Genomic DNA, 13,013 nt, shown 5'->3' with positions numbered 1-13,013 from the left:
TACCGGTTCGCTCGCACTACCCTGGCTCGAGCGAGCAGCGAGCTAGGAGGGCGCGAGCGGCACATGGGCTCGCGTGGAAAGCCACGCAAGCTCACCACACACGCTGATCAGCTTTTGCGTAGCCGGCGACAGGTAAGCGCCGCTGCGATGCACCAGCCCCACCAGCCGTTTAAAGGTCGTCTCTGGCAACGGCACCTCGCGCAATTGCGCTGCCGCATTGCCATAGTCCAAGGCTTCACGGGAGAGAAAACTCAACAACCCTGTGCTGGCGATCAGGCGTGGCGACAAGGTGATGGAGTTGGTTTCAATCTGCACCGAGGGGGGCGGCAGTTGGTGCTCGCGAAACACCTGGTCGAGCCAGCGCCGGCCAGACACCGACGCCGGTGGCAACACCCAACGGTAGCGGCAGAGGTCAGCCAGCCCATAGGTTTGCGCGAAAATAGGGTGGCTTTTACTGGCTACCACCACCGCTTCGTCTTTGAGCAGAGGGTGGCATGTCCATTCTGGGTCGGCCAACGCCAATGGGCAGATCGCCACATCCAGCTGCCCGCTGCGCAGGGCCTGTAACAACACGTCGTCTTGCCCGGCCATGACGGAAAGGGTGATATCCGGTGCTTGTTGGAGCAACGCCGCCGCCAATTCGGGCAGCAGGTACTCGATCATGGTCGAAGAGCAGCCCAAGCGAATGTTGCCTAATACCCCAGAAGCGAAGTCACGCAATTCGCGACGGGTTTCTTCGATGCCCTGGCGCAGGGGCTTACTGCGCGCCAGCAGCAGCTCACCCACGGCAGTGAGTTTGATCCGGCGCCCCTCACGCAGAAACAACTGCGTGCCCAGTGACTCCTCCAGGCGCTGAATGCTTTTGCTCAACGCCGGCTGGCTGCGGTTGAGCTTTTCAGCCGCACGGCCCAAGTGCCCCAACTCAGCGATGGTCTCGAAATAGGTCAGGTCGCGCAGGTCCATTGATAAACCAAAGTTATCGTTTGATGATTATTAGAAAATAGACTTGATCAATCCATGGGGCAATACTTTGATCTCGGCCACGCCTGTACCTCTTGATACAGACCAAGGGGAGGCGTGGGTACTGAGGAGTATCCCGTGCTGCGTTTGTCCACTTCCAGCTGGTCATTTTCTTTATCCACCACCCTGCAATGGCTTGGGCTGTTGGCCGCCGCCGGCGGTGCAGGGCAGTTCCTGGCGTTTATCGAATTACCGGCCGGGCAGTTCCTTGGGCCAATGCTGGTGGCTATTTTGTTCGCGGTCGGCGGTTGCTCTATCCGCGTCCCGCGTGTGGCCTTCAAATGCGGGCAAGGCGTGATCGGGCTGGTGGCTGCCCACGCTATTTCAGCGAGCGTACTGGTCGCCCTGGTCGACGCCTGGCCAGTGATGCTGCTATCCACGGCCATCACCATTGGCTTGAGCTTGATGGTGGGCTTACTGATGAGCCGTTATGGCAACTTGCCCGGCACCACGGCAGTGTGGGGCAGCACGCCGGGTGCGGCCTCGGCCATGGTGGCAATGGCGGAAGACTACGGCGCAGACTCGCGGGTGGTCGCGACCATGCAGTACGTTCGCGTGGTCTGCGTGGTATTGATCGGCGCGCTGGTCAGCCATCTCATCAGCGGCGATGCCGCTTCCCACAGCGTTCGCAGCACAGCCGACGCGCTGAGCGCCTACCAATGGCTGGCCTTTCTGGGTGGCCTGGCCGTGATCGCGGTGGGGGTGCTGCTGGGTGAGCGCATTCCGGCAGGGGCATTGTTGGTGCCATTGATCCTGGGGGCCGCGCTGCAATTGGCGGGTATTCTGGATATCGTCATGCCGGCCTGGTTGCTGACCATCGCCATGGGCAGTATCGGCTGTTACGTCGGCCTGCGCTTCGACCGCCCAACCGTGCTGTATGTGATGCGGCGGCTGCCGACGATGATTGCCTGCTCCCTGCTGCTGATCGGCCTGTGTGCCCTGTGTGCGGTGGGCATTGCGGCTTTGCTGGACAAGGACTACCTGTCGGTCTACCTGGCGACCAGCCCGGGCGGGCTGGACTCCATGGCGATTATTGCGGTGGACACCCACGCCGATGTCAGCCTGGTGCTGGCGATGCAGACATTGCGCCTGTTCGCCGTGATCCTGCTGGGGCCTTATCTGGTCAAGCGCATGACCCAATGGAGCGGCCGCTAGCGGCCACTCCTACTCAGTGCACCCACGCCTTCAGGGCGAAGTGACCTGCCCTAGATCATCGCCCGAGGTGCTGCGCAGGTCGTCCGTGCGCAGCTTGGCGACATCGTTGGCATCGACCTTGGCACCCTGGTTACCCCAACTGTTGCGAATGAAGTTCACCACGTCGGCCACTTCCTGGTCCGACAAGCGCCAGGCGTAGGCCGGCATGGTGAACGACGAAGGCGCGCTGTGGGTGGCCGGCAGTGTACCGCCGGCCAGAACGATGTGGATCAGCGAACTGGCATCCTCGGTCTGCAGCACCGGGTTGCCGGCCAAGGCCGGGAATACCCGCGTGTAGCCGTGGCCATCGGTGCGGTGGCAGGCGGCGCAGTTGTCGATATAGACCGACGCCCCCGCCTGGCTGTCGTCGCCGTTCCACAAGGCTTTGGCAACCTTGTCGTCGTACACCGCCGGCCGATCGTTGGGGTCGTTGGCGGGCAGGCTTTTCAGGTAGCGGGCAATCGCGGTCAGGTCAGCGTCGGTCATGTATTGCATGCTGTGTTTGACCACGTCGCTCATACCGCCAAACACCGCGCTGCGGTCGCTGCGCCCGGTCTTGAGGAACTGCACCAACTGCTCCTCACTCCAACTGCCCAGGCCATCTTTGTAATCGCCACGCAGGCTTTTCGCGATCCAGCCCTCCAGCGGCGCGCTGCCGGCCAGAAACGCGTCGCCTTCCCCTGCGCTCAAGGCTTTTTCCTGCATCGTCAGGGCCCGCGGGGTGTGACAGGCACCGCAGTGCCCAAGCCCCTCTACCAGGTACGCACCACGGCTAACCAACGGGTCGGTACCGGAGGGTGTCGGCGGCGACTCTACTTTGGGGGCGAATAGGCCGCGCCAGATTGCCAGAGGCCAGCGCATGCTCAATGGCCAGGGGATGTCTACTTCGCGGTTCGGCTGGGCAACCGGCGCGACACCCTGCATAAAATAGGCATAAAGCGCCTGCATGTCGGCATCAGTGACCCGCGCATAGGACGGGTAGGGCATCGCCGGGTAGAGGCTGCTGCCGTCTTTGCCAATGCCATGGCGCACGGCTTTGTCGAAGTCCTCGAAGCTGTAGCCACCGATCCCGGTTTTGTCCGGGGTAATGTTGGTCGAGTACACCGTGCCGATGGGCGTTTGCATCGCCAGGCCACCGGCAAAGGGCTTGCCGTCCTTGGCGGTATGGCAGGCGACGCAGTCACCGGCGCGGGCCAGGTATTCACCTTGAGCGATCAAGGCATCGGCGCCTTGAACGGCACCCAGCGGTGCCAGCAGCGCCAACCCCAGGGCCGCGATAGAGAATTTATTCATGTCGCGCTCCTTAAGCCTGCACCAGCGGGCCGGGGTTTTTCAGGTACTGCTCGCGAATCGCGCGGGCCGACCAGTAGGTAAGGGCAGCGACCAGGCCCGTGGGGTTGTAGCCCAGCCCTTGGGGAAACGCCGAGGCGCCTGGCACGAACACGTTATGCACGTCCCAGCACTGCAGGTAGCGGTTGACCGCACTGGTTTTGGGGTCAGTGCCCATGATCGCGCCACCGTTGAGGTGGGTGGTCTGGTAGGAGGCGGTATTGAAGTGCTCGCCGACTTTCTTGCCCAACAGGGCGATTTGCTTGGGGTTCATGGCCTCGGCAATTTTGCTCATTTTCTCGACCATGAAACGGTTCATCTTAATGTCGTTTTCTTGCCAGTCGAATGTCATGCGCAACAGCGGCAGGCCGTAGGCGTCGCGGTACACCGGGTCGAGGTCGAGGTAGTTGCCACGGTAGGGCTGGTGCGCACCGTGGGCGTCCATCGACACCTGGTGGGTGTAGTAGTCAGCCGTAGCGCGCTTCCAGGCGCTCCCCCAGGCGGGGGTACCCGGCGGGTTAGAGGTGCCAGCAATGGGCCGACTACCGGCCTGGTTGACCCAGAACGGCGAGCCGCCGACAAAGCCATGGGGGCCATGGTCAAAGTTATCCGCGTTGAAATCATCCACGGCCACGCCATTGCCGCCGGCGCCAATAAAATTATTGGTGTGGGTGTCTTTGTCGAAAAACGCTTTGATGGTCGCCATGTTCTGATAGGCGAAGTTTTTACCGACCACCCCTTCACCGGTTTTCGGGTCGTAGGGCTTGCCGATCCCGGACAGCAACAGCAGGCGCACGTTGTTGAACTGGAACGCCCCAAGAATCACCAGGTCGGCAGGCTGTTCGATTTCCCGGCCTTGGGCATCGATGTAACTCACCCCGGTGGCTTTGCGCTTGTCACTGTCGAGGTTGACCCGCAGCACATGGGCATGGGTCCGCAGCTCGAAATTGGGCACCTGGCGCAGGGCGGGCAAGATGTTGACGTTAGGCGAGGCCTTGGAATACATGTAGCACACGTAACCGCTGCAAAAACCGCAGAAGTTGCACGGCCCCATTTGGGCACCGTAGGGGTTGGTGTAAGGCCCGGAGGTGTTGGCCGAGGGCAAGTTGTAAGGTTTGTAGCCCACTTCACTGGCGGCTTTTTGAAACAGCTGCGCCGAATAGGTGTTCTTCTGCGATTGCAGCGGAAATTCATTGGAGCGATCCGGCGCGTAGGGGTTGCCCCCCTTGCCTTCGCCCACGCGCTGGCCTTTGACGGTCCAGGCTTGCCCAGAGGTACCGAAGACTTTTTCGGCGAAGTCGAAAAAGGGCTCCAGTTCCTCGTAGGTCACCCCAAAGTCCTGCAAAGTCATGTCTTTGGGGATGAAGTGCTTACCGTAGCGTTCCTCGTAATGGCTGCGCATGCGCAACTCGATAGGGTCCACCCGAAAATGCACACCCGACCAATGCAGCCCTGCGCCGCCCACCCCTTGGCCCGGCAGAAACGCGCCTAGCTGGCGGTTGGGCAACGCGACGTCATTGACGCTATGGCGAATGGTCACGGTTTCTTTGGAGATGTCCTGGAACAGTTTTTTGCGCACGCTATAGGTGAGTTCGTCGATCACCTGCGGGTAGTTACCGTCCGGATAGGTGTCTTGCATTGGCCCGCGTTCGAGGGCGACCACGTTCAGCCCTGCCTCGGTCAGTTCCTTGGCCATGATCGCGCCGGTCCAACCGAAACCCACGATCACCGCGTCGACCTTTTTCATTACCGTTGCCATGCTCAAGCCCTCTCGCCGCGAATCGATACGGCCGGGAACGGGTAGGGCTCATTGCGCTCCACCCAGTCCATGAAGTCGGCGCGAGCGCCGGGGAAACCGATCTGAGTCCAACCCACCATGCCTTTGTTGCCACCATGGATGGGGTCACAGAAAAAGCCTTCCCGGGTGTTTTGCAGCATCAGGCTGAAAAACGCCTTGGCCGGTAGCTCAGCCAGCTCGATGTCACCGGCTTCAAGGCGCTTGAGCACGGCATCCTGCGCGGCGCTATCGAGCTGAGCGAAAGGCTTGCCCGATTGCTGGCGGCACCAGGCATCGGTGGCAGCGATGCCTAGCCGATAGATCTGCTGGGGCACCAATTGCAGCTGGTAGCCCATTTCCGGTACCGCATCGGTCACGAACGGGCCCTGCATAAACCACAGCGAACCGTTGGCATACGGGGTGTTCATCTGGCGGTCGATAAACTCCGGCGCGCCGGCCTCGAGCGCGCCTGGGCCCAGATCGTCGGCGGGGATCAGGCGTGCGGTCACAGCACCGATAAAGGCCCATTCTTCAGTCGTAAAAAAACGTGGTTCATAGGTGCCTTGAGCGGGCGCCACAGGGGCCGCTTTGGGCGCCGGTTCGGACGCTGCAAGGGCGCTCATACCCAGGCCGGTGCTGGCCACTGTCACCACGGGGATCAGCGTCAATGTTTTGCGCAAAAAATCGCGGCGTGGGTTGTCCTGGTCGGGTTCAGACATGGGGAATCCTCATCGGGGTCGTCGACACGGTGCAGGCGGTTTTTTTCAGATGCATCGCGCTGCCCGAGAGGGTGTGGCAATGTCTTTTTTATGAGGTCGCACGCGTACAAATAGGTAATTTCGAACTGCGGCCGAATGCCGCTGGTTAAAGCCAGGGCGAAATGTATCGACTTGTTGCCGGAAATGAAACCGGTTTCAGCTATTTCTCGGGTTGCGTCAGCCCCCTGACTGCGCCGTACTGCCAGGGGGCTTTGGTCAGTTCTGAATACCTAGAAAGGCCAGGTATGCGCCCGTATCGGGCCCACGGCCTTTGAATGCTGCGAACATTTGCGCCACGGATACCGTGCCTCCGGGCGCCAATATCAATGTGCGCAGCTCGGTGGCAGTGGCCTTATCCAGCACCCCTTGCGCTTGAAAGCGCTCAAACACATCGGCCGCCATCACGGCCGACCAGACATAGGTGTAATACCCGCCCGCGTAGTCTTCGGTCGCGAACACATGCCCGAACTGATTAACCGGCCGCACATAGGCAGGCGCAGGCAGGTAAGCAAAGCGCTGCTCAAGCCGTCGCTCGATGGCAGGCCCCGCAGTGAGTTCGGCTGAGTGCAGGGCCAAGTCACCCAAGGCGAACTTGATCTGGTCAAGCGCCTCGCTGGCCGCCCCATACTGGCCGTGGGCGACAATGCGCTCAAGCAGGGAGGTGGGTAACGTAGCGCCCGTTTGGTAGTGCCCGCTGAGCAATGCCAGGCTCTCACCTCGACGACACCAGTGCTCGAAGAGCGTACTGGGGAACTCCACCGCGTCCTCGGCCACCCCTTTGATCCCGGCCACACTGCCGTGCTCCACGGTGGTTAGCAGGTGATGCATGGCATGGCCGAACTCATGCAGCAACTCGCGCACATTGCGCAGGGTCAGCAGGGTGGGCGCGGCGCCTAGCGGAGGGTTGAAGTCGCAACTGAGCCGGGCAATCGGCAGCTGCAGCCGGCCATCACTCCAGCGATGCCGGTCGCGCATCGACTTCATCCACACACCGGGGGCCTTGCCGTCGCGCAGGTAGGGGTCGATATACAGGTGACCTAAACTGACCTCGCCTTCGAGCAACTCGTAGACCCTGACATCGCCGTGGTAGCGCGGGGCCTCCTGGCGTTCTTGCAGCGCCAGACCGAACAGGCGCTCAAGCAGCCGGCCGAGGCCCGCCAATACGGTTTCCAGAGGGAAATACTCACTCACCGCCTGCTCGGACACCTGGTAATGGGCCTGCCGGTAGCGCTCTTGGTAGTACTCAAAGTCCCAGGGCTGCAGGTCGATGCCATCGTGGATGCGGGCGTATTCGCGCAGCCCTTCGACTTCCGCCAAGGCCGCCGGCTTGATGCGCTCGGCCAATTCGGTCAACCACTGCTGCACCTCTGCGCAGGTCTCGAACATACGGGTGGCCTGTGCCAATTGGGCGTGGTCCGGGTAACCCAGCAGGTTGGCGCGCTCCAGGCGCAGCGTGCGGATCTGCTCGAGTACCGGGCCATTATCGTATTGGCCTGCAGTAGGGCCTTGGTCGGAGGCCTGGGTGTAGAACGCCTGATAACAGGCTTCACGTAACTCGCGGTCTTGCGCATAAGTCATGATCGCGATGTAGCGGGGTAGGTCTAGGGTCACCAGCCAACCTTCGTGGCCGCGGTCTTCGGCGGCGCGGCGCAACTGCCCTTGGTCGTTGTCCGACAACCCTAGTAGCTCATTGGGCGTGGTGAGCAGGCGCGTCCATAGCCCGTTGGCCGCCGCCATGTGTTCGGAGAAACGCTGATAAAGCACCTGCAATTGCAGCTCAAGGGCGGTCAGCCGCTGTTGCACCCCAGGCTCCAGACCTGCGCCACTCAAGCGCAAGGTTCTGATGATCAGCTCCAGCGCTGTGCGCTCAGTGGCATTGAGGGATGTGCCGAAGTCCTGTTGATACAACCGTTGAAATGCGCCGAACAGGGTAGGGTTATGGGCGAGCGCTGCGAGGTAGGTTTGGATGCGCTCCTGGCTGGCCCAATAGGCTTCACCTAACGGCCCGTCGGCCACTACATCGAGGACCTGCAGCACGACGTCCAGGCGTTGAGTGAGGTCCTCATAAGGTTTGACCAGACCTTCCCAGGTGGGCGCGATGATTTGCTCGGGCAGCCACTGCGCCAGCTGCTTGAGGTTGATGTCGATGATGGTTTGGATGGCCGGAGCAACGTGCTCAGGCTTGATGTCTGCGAAGGGGGGCAGCGTATGGGGCTGCAACAGCGGGTTATCACTCATGGGCTCGCTCCTTGAACTCTGGGACCGGCCGGGTTGGCCGGGCCCTTGAGTCTAAGAGGCGGGCGCTGAGCGAAGGTCCTGCAAGGTTAACGCGCCTGGCACCACAGGTACGGGCAGGCGCGCGAACCCGGCTGGCGCTACTGCGTGGGTTTTTTCAACTTGGGGTTGGGGAAAAACTGCACGGTCTGGACATTGCGCTCAGGCACCTTGGGCGCCTGCTTATTGACCCGCGTGCCCAGCTCGGAAGGCACGGACTGCCCTTGTGCATTCAAGGTGTCCGCGTAGCCACAGGCCACACACTCACGATGTGGAACGTCATCGACGCTCCACATCATCAGTTTGTCCGGCTCACTGCATGCCGGGCAGACCGCCCCGGCAATGAAGCGCTTCTTGATGCTCATGCCGCTGCATCCTCACTCAGGCCGCTGTGACGCAATAGGGCATCGATAGACGGCTCGCGGCCGCGGAAGTCAACGAACAGCACCATGGGCGCCTGGGAGCCGCCACGGGCAAGGATCGCTTCGCGAAACGCGCGGCCGGTTTCGGCGTTCAGCACGCCGTCTTCCTCGAACTTCGAGAACGCGTCGGCCGACAGCACCTCTGCCCACTTGTAGCTGTAGTAACCCGCCGCGTAGCCGCCCGCGAAGATGTGCGCGAAGCTGTTGGGGAAGCGGTTGTAGGCCGGTGGACGCATGACTGCAACTTCGTCGCGCACGGCCTCCAGCACCTCAAGGACGCTACGGCCGTCACCGTGGGAGGTGTGTAGTTCGAAGTCGAACAGCGACAGCTCCAATTGCCGCACCATCATCAAGCCCGACTGAAAATTCTTCGCGGCCAACATTTTTTCCAGCAGGTCTTCGGGCAGCGCCTCGCCCGTCTGGTAATGGCCGCTCATCAAGGCCAGCCCTTCGGGCTCCCAGCACCAGTTTTCCATGAACTGGCTCGGCAGCTCGACGGCGTCCCACGCCACCCCGTTGATCCCGGACACCCCGGCGTGCTCGACCCGCGTCAGCAAGTGATGCAGGCCATGGCCGAACTCGTGGAACAGGGTGGTCACTTCGTCGTGGGTGAGCAAGGCCGGCTTACCGGCGTCGGCCGGGGTAAAGTTGCACACCAGGTTGGCCACGGGGCTCTGCAGGCGGCCGTCAACGGTGCGTCGACGGTCGCGGGCGCCGTCCATCCAGGCGCCGCCGCGTTTGTTGGCACGGGCGTAGAGGTCAAAGAAGAAGCGGCCAACGTGCTGGCCGTTCTCTTTGATCTCGAACAGGCGTACATCAGGGTGCCAGGTGTCGAAGCCTTTCTGCTCGGCAATCTCGATGCCATACAAACGCTGGACGATCGCGAACAGGCCGCCCAATACTTTGTCGATCGGGAAGTAGGCGCGCAAGGCTTCCTGGGACACGCTGTAACGCTGTTCACGCAGTTTCTCGCCATAGAAACCGCTGTCCCAGCTCTGCAGATCGGGGCAACCCTGTTCGGCGGCGTAGGCTTTGAGCTGCTGCAGGTCTTGGACCGCGAACGGCTTGCTGCGGGTGGCCAGGTCACGCAGGAACGTCAGCACCTGGTCACTCGACTCGGCCATTTTGGTGGCCAGGCTCAGGTCGGCGAAGCTGGTGTACCCCAACAGCTCAGCCAGCTCTTTGCGCAGGTCAAGGATTTGCGCCATGACCGGGCCGTTGTCGTTCTGGCCGGCGTTGGGGCCTTGGTCAGACGCCCGCGTGCAGTACGCCGCATAGACTTCTTCGCGCAGGGCGCGATCTTGGGCGTAGGTCATTACCGCGTAATAGCTAGGGAATTCCAGGCTGATCAGCCAGCCGTCCAGGCCCTTGGCCTTGGCAGCGGCCGCCAACTGAGCCTTGGCCGAGTCGGTCAGGCCGGCCAGCGCGGCTTCGTCGGTGATGTGCTTGGTCCAAGCCTGGGTGGCATCGAGCAATTGGTTGGAGAAGTGGCTGCCCAATTCCGACAGCCGGCTCTGCACTTGCGCATAGCGCTCCTGTTGAGCGGTGGGCAAGTCGATGCCCGACAGGCGGAAATCACGCAGCGCGTGCTCTAGGATAGTTTTTTGCGCAACGTCGAAACCGGCGGCTTCCGGGCTGTTAGCCAGCGCTTCGAAAGCCTGGAACAGTTCGCGGTTTTGCCCAAGTTCGGTGGAGTAGGCACTCAACGCTGGCAGGCAGGCCTCGTAGGCCTGGCGCAGCTCGACGCTATTGCACACCGAATTGAGGTGGCTGACCGGGCTCCAGGCCGCGCCCAGGCGGTCGTTGAGCTCGTCCATCGCCAGTACCAGGCCGGCCCAGGTAGGCTGTTGACCCTGGGTTTCAAGAATACGGGCGATGCCTGCGCGGTTATCGGCCAGGATCTGTTCAATCGCCGGTTGCACGTGCTCGGCACGGATCGCCGAGAACGGTGGCAGGTCATAGGACTGCAGAAGCGGGTTGTTCGCGCTCACGGTTAAACACCTTGGCTAAAAAGAAACACTCGACCATCTTAATTACAATCGCGCCTGACCGCAGCTATGAATGCCAGAGAGAGAACCTATCGTGACTTTACGCACCTTCGGCCCCCATACCCCTCGCCTCGGCGAGCGCACCTTTGTCGACACTTCGGCAGTGGTGATCGGCGACGTAGAAATCGGCACTGACAGCTCCGTGTGGCCATTGACGGTCATCCGCGGCGATATGCACCGTATCCGCATCGGTAAGCGCACCAGTGTGCAGGACGGTAGCGTGCTGCACATCACCCACGCCGGCCCCTTTAACCCAGACGGTTATCCGCTGTTGATCGGCGACGATGTAACCATTGGTCACAAAGTCATGCTGCATGGCTGCACCGTGGGCCACCGCATCTTGATCGGCATGGGCAGCACGGTCATGGACGGTGCGGTGGTCGAAGACGAAGTGATCATTGGTGCCGGCAGCCTGGTGCCGCCGGGTAAACGCTTGCAAAGCGGGTTTCTGTACGTCGGTAGCCCGGTCAAGCAAGCCCGGCCACTGACCGACAAGGAGCGCTCGTTCTTTACCTATACCGCTGGTAACTACGTCAAGCTCAAGGACCAGCACCTGGCAGCGGGTTTTGACCAGCCTGATTAAGGCGTTGCAGGCTTGCGCGGCGCTCTGCGAAGGGTAAACGCCCCAGCCCCTCGACAGCATCATAGAAACGTTGCCAGTCGCCGCCTGCTTGCCTGAACAACGCCGCGAATGCCGGAACCCACTGGTCGTACAAGCCGAAGGGCAATAGCTTGGCGTTGTTCATCGGGCTGTTCATCCACGCGTCGTAGCGTGTATCGCCGGCCCATTGAGTGTCGCGCAGCGTGCGGTAAGCCTGGCGCATATGCTCGAACTCTGCCTGCTTGGCGGCACGCATCGCGCCACTGGGCAATGCCTGGGCATACAGCGCCTGTAAGCGGGTACGGGTATCGAGCACCAGTTGGGTGAACTGGTCACGCTGGCGCAGGTGCTGGTCCTGCAACGGCGCTAAACCACGCGCGGCGCGCCATTGGCGGCTGCCTTGCTGCTCGACGAAGGTGGCAAAGGATTCGTTGAATTCGCTGTCGTCCTGCACATAGAAACGTTGATGGGCCAGCTCATGAAAGATCAACGTCGCCAGGCGCTCATCGCCCCATTTCAGCATGGCGCTGGTGATCGGGTCGCTGAACCAGCCCAGCGTCGAATAGGCCTCGACACCTCCAATGTACACATCGTTACCGGCCAAGCGCTCAAGCGCCGCCTCGCCCCGGGCGCCCGCCTGGCTGTAGTAACCTCGGTACGCCACGCAGCCGGCGATGGGGAAGCAATGCAGTTGTGGGGCCAGAGAGAATTCGCCAGTGGCAAACACGTTCCACACCACGAACGGACGGCCGATGTCGGCATAGAGGCGATAACTTTGGTTGTCCGGCAGGTGCAACTGCTTACTGGCAAAACGCCGGGCCTGCTCGGCCTTCGATAACTGAGCACGTAACTGGGCGTCGCGCTGCGGGTCAGCGGTGATCTGCGTGATGGGTTCACGGGCGCTGAGCAGGCGCATTTGGCCTTGCGCGAGTTGCCCGTAGTAGGCCAGGCTAGAACAGCCGCTGAGCCCTAAAACCAGGCAGGCGGGAACCAAGTAGCGGAAAAGGCGGTCGAGTGCCCCATGGCCCGAGCCGGTCTTGATGAGCAATCGAATCATGGGTTTTTAAATCTCTGTGGCTGCACTGCCCGAGGGCGGAATCCTCCCATATGGGGCGATAGACAGCTACTCGAATACGGAGCATCGCCATGCGTACCCCTCTGTTGGTTGGCAGCTTGCTGACCCTTGCCGGCTGTGCCGGCCTGCCCGACCCAGACCCCAACCAGGCCTGGATCGACCTGGCGTCCGGCCAGAATAATACGCTGCACGCCGAGCAAGTGGACGACCGCGACTCCAGCGACGCCCGTTATTTCGAAGTGCCACCGGGCCGCCACGAGCTCACTGTGCGCCTGCAGTTTCCGGTCGAGCCCACCAATATCGGCCCGGTCGCCCAACCGCTATGGCGCAGTTGCCAGCTCAACGTCAAATTCGACCAATTCGATGCCGGCCAGCGCTACCGGTTGCAGGCGGGCAGTACCGGTTTCCGGCCGTGGGCGCGTTTGTATGACGCCAACCGCAAGGTGGTGGGCCATGCACAACCGGCGGGCTGCCAAAGTGCCTGAGCTGGCCAGTAGCGCTATGCTGTAGATCAC

The 13,013-nt window shown here is 61.7% G+C and carries 11 protein-coding genes; 3 read left to right on the top strand and 8 right to left on the bottom strand.

Translation table 11 applies throughout. The annotated features are described in order from the left end of the window. Positions 1 to 42: 42 nt before the first annotated feature. Positions 43 to 963, bottom strand: coding sequence for a LysR family transcriptional regulator (locus QCL65_RS01045; RefSeq protein ID WP_407314035.1), 921 nt, complete (start codon positions 961 to 963; stop codon positions 43 to 45). A gap of 138 nt (positions 964 to 1,101) precedes the next feature. Between QCL65_RS01045 and QCL65_RS01040 the strand changes: the two genes are divergently transcribed. Continuing rightward, positions 1,102 to 2,175 carry an AbrB family transcriptional regulator gene (locus QCL65_RS01040; protein WP_407316603.1) on the top strand — a complete coding sequence of 358 codons (1,074 nt, stop codon included), beginning with the start codon at positions 1,102 to 1,104 and terminating at the stop codon, positions 2,173 to 2,175. 30 nt (positions 2,176 to 2,205) lie between these two features. Here QCL65_RS01040 and QCL65_RS01035 read toward each other — a convergent pair whose 3' ends face one another. From QCL65_RS01035 to prlC, 6 genes are all read right to left on the bottom strand, one after another. After that, entirely contained in the window at positions 2,206 to 3,507 is a 1,302-nt protein-coding gene (locus QCL65_RS01035; RefSeq protein ID WP_407314032.1) for a c-type cytochrome, read from the bottom strand. Between the two features lie 10 nt (positions 3,508 to 3,517). Then, positions 3,518 to 5,302: a GMC family oxidoreductase gene (locus QCL65_RS01030; protein ID WP_407314030.1), complete on the bottom strand. Its 1,785-nt coding sequence runs from the start codon at positions 5,300 to 5,302 to the stop codon at positions 3,518 to 3,520. Positions 5,303 to 5,304: 2 nt separating this feature from the next. Then, positions 5,305 to 6,039, bottom strand: a complete 735-nt coding sequence (locus QCL65_RS01025) for a gluconate 2-dehydrogenase subunit 3 family protein (RefSeq protein WP_407314028.1) — start codon at positions 6,037 to 6,039, stop codon at positions 5,305 to 5,307. Positions 6,040 to 6,294: 255 nt separating this feature from the next. Beyond that, positions 6,295 to 8,316 carry a M3 family metallopeptidase gene (locus tag QCL65_RS01020; RefSeq protein WP_407314026.1) on the bottom strand — a complete coding sequence of 674 codons (2,022 nt, stop codon included), beginning with the start codon at positions 8,314 to 8,316 and terminating at the stop codon, positions 6,295 to 6,297. A gap of 137 nt (positions 8,317 to 8,453) precedes the next feature. After that, complete coding sequence (locus QCL65_RS01015; RefSeq protein ID WP_407314024.1) at positions 8,454 to 8,717, bottom strand: YheV family putative zinc ribbon protein; 264 nt, start codon at positions 8,715 to 8,717, stop codon at positions 8,454 to 8,456. Beyond that, on the bottom strand, positions 8,714 to 10,765 hold the full coding sequence (prlC, locus tag QCL65_RS01010) for an oligopeptidase A (protein WP_407314022.1): 2,052 nt from the start codon (positions 10,763 to 10,765) through the stop codon (positions 8,714 to 8,716). The genes QCL65_RS01015 and prlC overlap by 4 nt, the downstream gene beginning before the upstream one ends. 70 nt (positions 10,766 to 10,835) lie before the next feature. Between prlC and QCL65_RS01005 the strand changes: the two genes are divergently transcribed. Next, positions 10,836 to 11,405, top strand: a complete 570-nt coding sequence (locus QCL65_RS01005; RefSeq protein ID WP_407314020.1) for a gamma carbonic anhydrase family protein — start codon at positions 10,836 to 10,838, stop codon at positions 11,403 to 11,405. Here the strand turns inward: QCL65_RS01005 and QCL65_RS01000 are convergent. After that, entirely contained in the window at positions 11,362 to 12,480 is a 1,119-nt protein-coding gene (locus tag QCL65_RS01000) for an aminopeptidase (protein ID WP_407314018.1), read from the bottom strand. The genes QCL65_RS01005 and QCL65_RS01000 overlap by 44 nt on opposite strands. An 89-nt stretch (positions 12,481 to 12,569) precedes the next feature. Here QCL65_RS01000 and QCL65_RS00995 point away from each other — a divergent pair, with 89 nt between their 5' ends. Then, positions 12,570 to 12,983 (top strand): hypothetical protein, encoded by a 414-nt coding sequence (locus QCL65_RS00995; RefSeq protein ID WP_407314016.1) that lies wholly within the window; start codon positions 12,570 to 12,572, stop codon positions 12,981 to 12,983. The last annotated feature ends 30 nt before the right edge of the window (positions 12,984 to 13,013 follow it).

Origin of the sequence: Pseudomonas sp. nanlin1, from assembly GCF_045571515.1 — a bacterium.
Taxonomy (GTDB): domain Bacteria; phylum Pseudomonadota; class Gammaproteobacteria; order Pseudomonadales; family Pseudomonadaceae; genus Aquipseudomonas.
The sequence above is the reverse complement of the archived record's forward strand: the minus strand, read 5'-3'. Positions and strand labels throughout refer to the sequence as shown.

Bases quoted from the DNA above. Each gene is read 5' to 3' on its own strand.
- QCL65_RS01045 (WP_407314035.1), bottom strand. From the start codon at position 963: ATGGACCTGCGCGACCTGACCTATTTCGAGACCATCGCTGAGTTGGGG.
- QCL65_RS01035 (WP_407314032.1), bottom strand. From the start codon at position 3,507: ATGAATAAATTCTCTATCGCGGCCCTGGGGTTGGCGCTGCTGGCACCG.
- QCL65_RS01030 (WP_407314030.1), bottom strand. From the start codon at position 5,302: ATGGCAACGGTAATGAAAAAGGTCGACGCGGTGATCGTGGGTTTCGGT.
- QCL65_RS01025 (WP_407314028.1), bottom strand. From the start codon at position 6,039: ATGTCTGAACCCGACCAGGACAACCCACGCCGCGATTTTTTGCGCAAA.
- QCL65_RS01020 (WP_407314026.1), bottom strand. From the start codon at position 8,316: ATGAGTGATAACCCGCTGTTGCAGCCCCATACGCTGCCCCCCTTCGCA.
- QCL65_RS01015 (WP_407314024.1), bottom strand. From the start codon at position 8,717: ATGAGCATCAAGAAGCGCTTCATTGCCGGGGCGGTCTGCCCGGCATGC.
- QCL65_RS01005 (WP_407314020.1), top strand. From the start codon at position 10,836: ATGCCAGAGAGAGAACCTATCGTGACTTTACGCACCTTCGGCCCCCAT.
- QCL65_RS01000 (WP_407314018.1), bottom strand. From the start codon at position 12,480: ATGATTCGATTGCTCATCAAGACCGGCTCGGGCCATGGGGCACTCGAC.
- QCL65_RS00995 (WP_407314016.1), top strand. From the start codon at position 12,570: ATGCGTACCCCTCTGTTGGTTGGCAGCTTGCTGACCCTTGCCGGCTGT.